The organism is Nitratidesulfovibrio oxamicus (assembly GCF_015731765.1).
GTDB classification, from domain to species: domain Bacteria; phylum Desulfobacterota; class Desulfovibrionia; order Desulfovibrionales; family Desulfovibrionaceae; genus Cupidesulfovibrio; species Cupidesulfovibrio oxamicus.
In genome coordinates this window covers 1-4,846 of the sequence record NZ_VRYY01000186.1, presented here as the reverse complement: position 1 = coordinate 4,846, position 4,846 = coordinate 1, and the positions used below count along the sequence as shown (strand labels likewise).

Below are 4,846 nucleotides of genomic sequence, written 5' to 3'. Positions count from 1 at the left end.
GTCGGCCACGGCGCGCGCGGTGACCGCGCACGAGTTGATCAGCAGCACGTCGGCATCGGCGGGGTCGGCAGCCTCGCGCCAGCCGCGCGCCAGCCATGCCTCGCGCACGGCCTCGGTCTCGTACTGATTGATCTTGCAGCCCAGCGTCAGCGCGAAAAAGGCGTGACCGCTCATGGGCGCACCCCGCACAGGGCGCACACAACGCCCATTCCCCCCATGCGCACGCTACTGCCCTCCGCCGCCGGGAAGGCCAGCCCCGCCGGGAAGGCCACCCCCGCCGGGAAGGATGGACATGCCCAGCATGCGCGCCACCAGCCCGTCCGGAGTGGTCAGGTTGGGCAGTTCGGTGCCGGGCCGCAGCGAGGTGACCACGGCGCGGCCCAGGATGAACCGGCCCTCCTGCCCGCGTTCGCCGTCCTCTCCGCTGTTGCTGAACACGCGCAACCCCCAGATGTTGTGGAACATCACCGGGTGGCCGTCGTATTCGCCAAGGTACAGGGTAATGTGCCCCTTGAGCCACAGCAGGGTCAGGAAGGGCACGCCCTGCGCGCGGATGATGGCTTCCTTGCCGTCGGGCGAGGCCTTGCCGAAATCCACGAACCGCCCGGCCCTGGCCTGCGACGCGGAGTTGCGCGGCAGCCAGATGCCGAAGGGGGCGAACAGGTCGCGCAGGGTGGCCGAGCAGTCGCGGTTCTCGTACATGCCGCCCCAGCCGTAGGGCTGGCCCATCATGCGGTTGCCGATTTCGGCCATGCGCGCGGGGGAGATGGCCAGCGGCTTCATGGCGGCGTACCCGGCGGGCAGTGTGGATTGCCCCAGCACGGCGCGTCCGTCGGCATCGCGCAGGGGCACCAACACGGTAAGCCCGCCCGGCGATTCCACGGCCACGGGGAACACCGCGCCGATGTGCGCGGTGGCGATGAACGCCTGATTGGGACTGGTCAGGGCCACGTCGTCGCGCAGCACGGCGGCGTAGCGGCCATTCTGATACAGGGCGCGGAAGGTGGCGTCGGCAAGGGCCACGTGTTCGGCGGGCACCCAGCCGGAGGCGAAGCCGGTTTCGCAGTACAGCCACGCCCGGTCCAGCGACACGTGCGAGACGAACACCGGGGTGCCGACCCACACCGCGGACCGCTGAAGGTCGTCAAAGGGATAGCCCTGTCCGGCCTTGTCGGGATTGGCGAACGAGGGGCGCAGGGTGGGCAGTTCGCGCAGGGCGGTATTGCGCACGATGATGCCGCGCTCGGCCATGGCCGGAAAGGACGGGGCATCGCAGTTGGCCACCAGCGCGGCGAAGCGGCTGGCGTCCCACGGCAGCAGGTTTTCGGCATGGCCGCGCGTGCGTCCGTCCTTGGTCAGGTAGGGGGCGGTGCGGGTCACTTCCGCAAGGGTCACGCCGGTACGTGCCTGCGCCCACGGGGCAAAGAAGCGGGTGTTCCAGCGCTGGTCCTGCGCGGCCTGGGTGGCGGCGTCCAGCAGTGGGCTGTCACCGCCTGCGCGGGCGGCGTACACGGAAAGATCCTGCGGATGACGCTCCAGTTCGGTGAAGCGCGGCGGCGCGACCTCGCGCGGTCCGCGCCCGGCGCAACCGGACAGAAACAGCGCGGCCAGCAGCAACACGGCCAACGCGGCGACAAAGGAACGCGCGTCGCCGGACGACGCGCGGCGGGCATGCACGGTGGATATGTTTTGCGACATCATTATTCTCTCCCTGTTCTCGGCAAACTGCTGGCCGGGGTATTTCTTACCCTCTCGCACCTTGCCCCGCGTGAACCTGCCGTTTCTGCACGACCTCTTGCCTCACGCCATACACCACAATTGAAAAGTTTGCTGGGGGGAAGGGGGTTCGGGGGAAGGGGGGAAGCTTTTCAAAGCTTCCCCCCTTCCCCCGGTACGCTTTTTCCCCTTCAAAAATCTTCGTCATTCCCCCAACGCGTTACCCCACACCAAGCGCCAACCGCCGGGCAAGGCGGGTATGTCGCTTGTGCATGCGGTTGTTCTTGACGGCCATGGCCAGGGCGCGCGGTTCGCCCACCAGCACCACCAGACGCTTGCCGCGCGTGACGCCGGTGTAGATGAGGTTGCGTTGCAGCAGCATGTAGTGCTGGGTCAGCACGGGGATGACCACGGCGGGGTATTCGGACCCCTGCGACTTGTGCACCGAGATGGCGTAGGCGGGGACGATCTCGTCCAGTTCTTCCCAGGCGTAGGGCACGTTGCGCTCGTCAAAGCGCACGGTGAGCTGGCGCTCCTTGGGGTCCACCAGACAGATGCGCCCGATGTCGCCGTTGAAGACGTCCTTGTCGTAGTTGTTGCGGATCTGCATCACCTTGTCGTCCAGACGGTACTGGCGCTCGCCGCGCTGCACGCACAGGGTCTGGCCGTTCAGGGCCTGTTGCAGGCGCACGTTCAGGTTGCCCGCGCCCACCGCGCCCTTGTGCATGGGGGTAAGCACCTGGATGTCGTTGACCGGATGCAGGCCGAAGCGGCGCGGAATGTGGTCGCGCACCAGTTCCACGATCATCTCCACGGCCTTCTCCGGGTCGTCCTGCCGGATGAAGTAGAAGTCGGACAGCCGGTCGCGCGAGGATTCCAGCGGCGGCACCTCGCCGTGGTTGATGCGGTGGGCGTTGCAGATGATCTCGCTTTCGGCGGCCTGACGGAACACTTCCACCAGTTCCACCACCGGCACCACGCCGGAGGCGATGACATCGCGCAGCACGTTGCCCGGCCCCACGGAGGGCAACTGGTGCACGTCGCCCACGAAGAGCAGCGTCGCGCCCAGCGGCACGGCCTTCAGCAGGTGGTACATGAGCATGGTGTCCATCATGGACGCCTCGTCCACCACCAGCAGGCCGCAGGCGAGGGGGTTGTCCTCGTTGCGGGCGAAACCGTCCTCCTTGGGGCTGTACTCCAGCAGACGGTGGATGGTCTTGGATTCGCGCCCGCTGGTCTCGGACATGCGCTTGGCGGCGCGGCCCGTGGGCGCGGCCAGCAGTATCTTGGCGCGCGTTTCGGCAAAGACCTTGATGATGGCGTTGATGATGGTGGTCTTGCCGGTGCCGGGGCCGCCGGTAAGCACCATGACCTTGGAGCGGGTGGCGGTGCGCACGGCCTCCAGCTGCTCCGGCGCAAGGGTGATGGACAGCTTGGCCAGCACCTCGGTGATGACCGCCTCCGGGTCCTCGAAGTGCACGGCTTTCGGCGAACGCAGCACCCGTTGCAGATAGTAGGCGATCTTGGTTTCGTAATGATGGTAGCGGGAAAGGAACACGCCGAGTTCGCCGTCCATTTCCTCGATGACGATGCGCTCCTCGATTTCGAGGGTGCGCAGGGCGTCTTCCACGAGGTCGGCGCGGATGTCCAGCTGGTCCGAGGTGTGGTCGATCAGCGTATCGTGCGGCACGTAGACGTGGCCGTCGTCGTTCAGGCGTTGCAGGGTGTACAGGGTGCCCGCCTCTGCCCGCAGTTCGCTGTCGCGCGAGAAGCCCAGCTTTTCCGCGACGATGTCCGCGGTATGAAAACCGATGCCGTGGATGTCCATGGCCAGGCGGTAGGGATTCTCGCGCACCACCGCCAGGGCCTGCTGCCCGTAGTGGCGGTAGATGCGCACGGCATAGGCGGTGCTGACCCCGTGCGGTTGCAGGAACATGATCAGGTCGCGGATGCCCTGATGGTCGGACCAGCCCGCCTTGATGCGCTCCAGCGTCTTGCCGCCCACGCCGCTGACCCGCAGCAGCCGGTCCGGCTCCTCGTCCAGCACGCGAAAGGTGTCCTCGCCGAAGGCATCCACGATGCGCGCGGCCATGGATTCGCCCACGCCCTTGATGAGGCCGGAGCCGAGATAGTGGCGGATGCCCTCCACGGATGCGGGCAGCAGGTTCTCGTAGTTTTCCATGGAAAACTGCCGCCCGAAGCGCGGGTTGTTCACCCAGCGGCCCACCAGCTTCAGCGATGCCCCCGGCTGCGGCGAAACCATGTGCCCCACCACGCTGATCATGTCGCCCTTGGGCAGCGGGCGCAGACGCAGCACCGTGTAGCCGTTTTCCTCGTTGTGGAAGATGACGCGGTCGAGCACGCCGGAAAGCTGCTCCGGTGCGTCCTGCGCCTCCTGCATGGCGGCCAGCATGGGCGCGGCCTTGCCTAATGCGGCGGACGCCGGGGGGCCGGATGCGGTGGGGGCGGACTGCGGACCGGATGACGCGCCGGTCTGCGCATCCGCAGGCGCTTGCCGGGCTGCGGAACGGGAAATTCGGGAGGATCGCGGGTTGCGCGGGTCGTGCTGCATGGGGTGTCCGGTTGGGGGGCGAAAAGGGCGGGCCGGGAAGCGTCAGGGTGGTATGCTTCCGGGCGGCATGCGGTTGGACGGCACCGGTTCCGGCGGGCGCGGGGCACGGCGTGAACCTGACGCTGTACGGCGCGGGGCGCGTTCCGTCGGCCTGGGCCGCGAGATGCCGCAAGTTCTGCAACAGCCCCTAGCCGCTCGTGCCGCACCCGTCAAGGATGGCGCGGCAACCGGGCCATCGGGCGGGGTGACGTCGCAGGCACGACGCCTCCACACATCGGGCGCACGGCACCCATGCCGCCATTCCGCCCGGTCTTTCAGCCTGGCTGCTTCAAAATCTAAGGTAATACCTAACCAAACCGGACCTGTGATAGGCAGGTCTGGACATGAGAGAATGCCCGAAGTGCACATACACCCGAGCTTGGCGTCTCGCTGATGGCCGTTTCAAATGCCGTCGGTGCGGTAGCAAGTACTCGTGGAAAACCGCCTGGGAACTTAGCCGCCTTCCCGAAGCCAAAAAGCTCAAGGCGTTGGAACTCTTTGTCTATGGCGTCCCTGTGT

At 67.0% G+C, this 4,846-nt stretch carries 2 protein-coding genes and 1 pseudogene; all 3 read right to left on the bottom strand.

Translation table 11 applies throughout. From position 1 onward, the window contains the following. Nucleotides 1-174: pseudogene (locus FVW20_RS07680) on the bottom strand (tRNA (N6-isopentenyl adenosine(37)-C2)-methylthiotransferase MiaB); the annotation flags it as partial. Nucleotides 175-225: 51 nt separating this feature from the next. After that, entirely contained in the window at nt 226-1,701 is a 1,476-nt protein-coding gene (locus tag FVW20_RS07675) for an NlpC/P60 family N-terminal domain-containing protein (RefSeq protein WP_196608960.1), read from the bottom strand. A gap of 235 nt (nt 1,702-1,936) precedes the next feature. Continuing rightward, the gene (gene recD2 / locus FVW20_RS07670) at nt 1,937-4,117 is read right to left on the bottom strand and encodes an SF1B family DNA helicase RecD2 (RefSeq protein WP_196608961.1); all 2,181 of its coding nucleotides are present in this window, start codon (nt 4,115-4,117) and stop codon (nt 1,937-1,939) included. Between the last annotated feature and the right edge of the window lie 729 nt (nt 4,118-4,846).

What these genes read in the sequence shown, in the direction of transcription:
- FVW20_RS07675 (WP_196608960.1), bottom strand. Translation starts at nt 1,701, where the DNA reads ATGATGTCGCAAAACATATCCACCGTGCATGCCCGCCGCGCGTCGTCC.
- recD2 (WP_196608961.1), bottom strand. Translation starts at nt 4,117, where the DNA reads ATGCAGGAGGCGCAGGACGCACCGGAGCAGCTTTCCGGCGTGCTCGAC.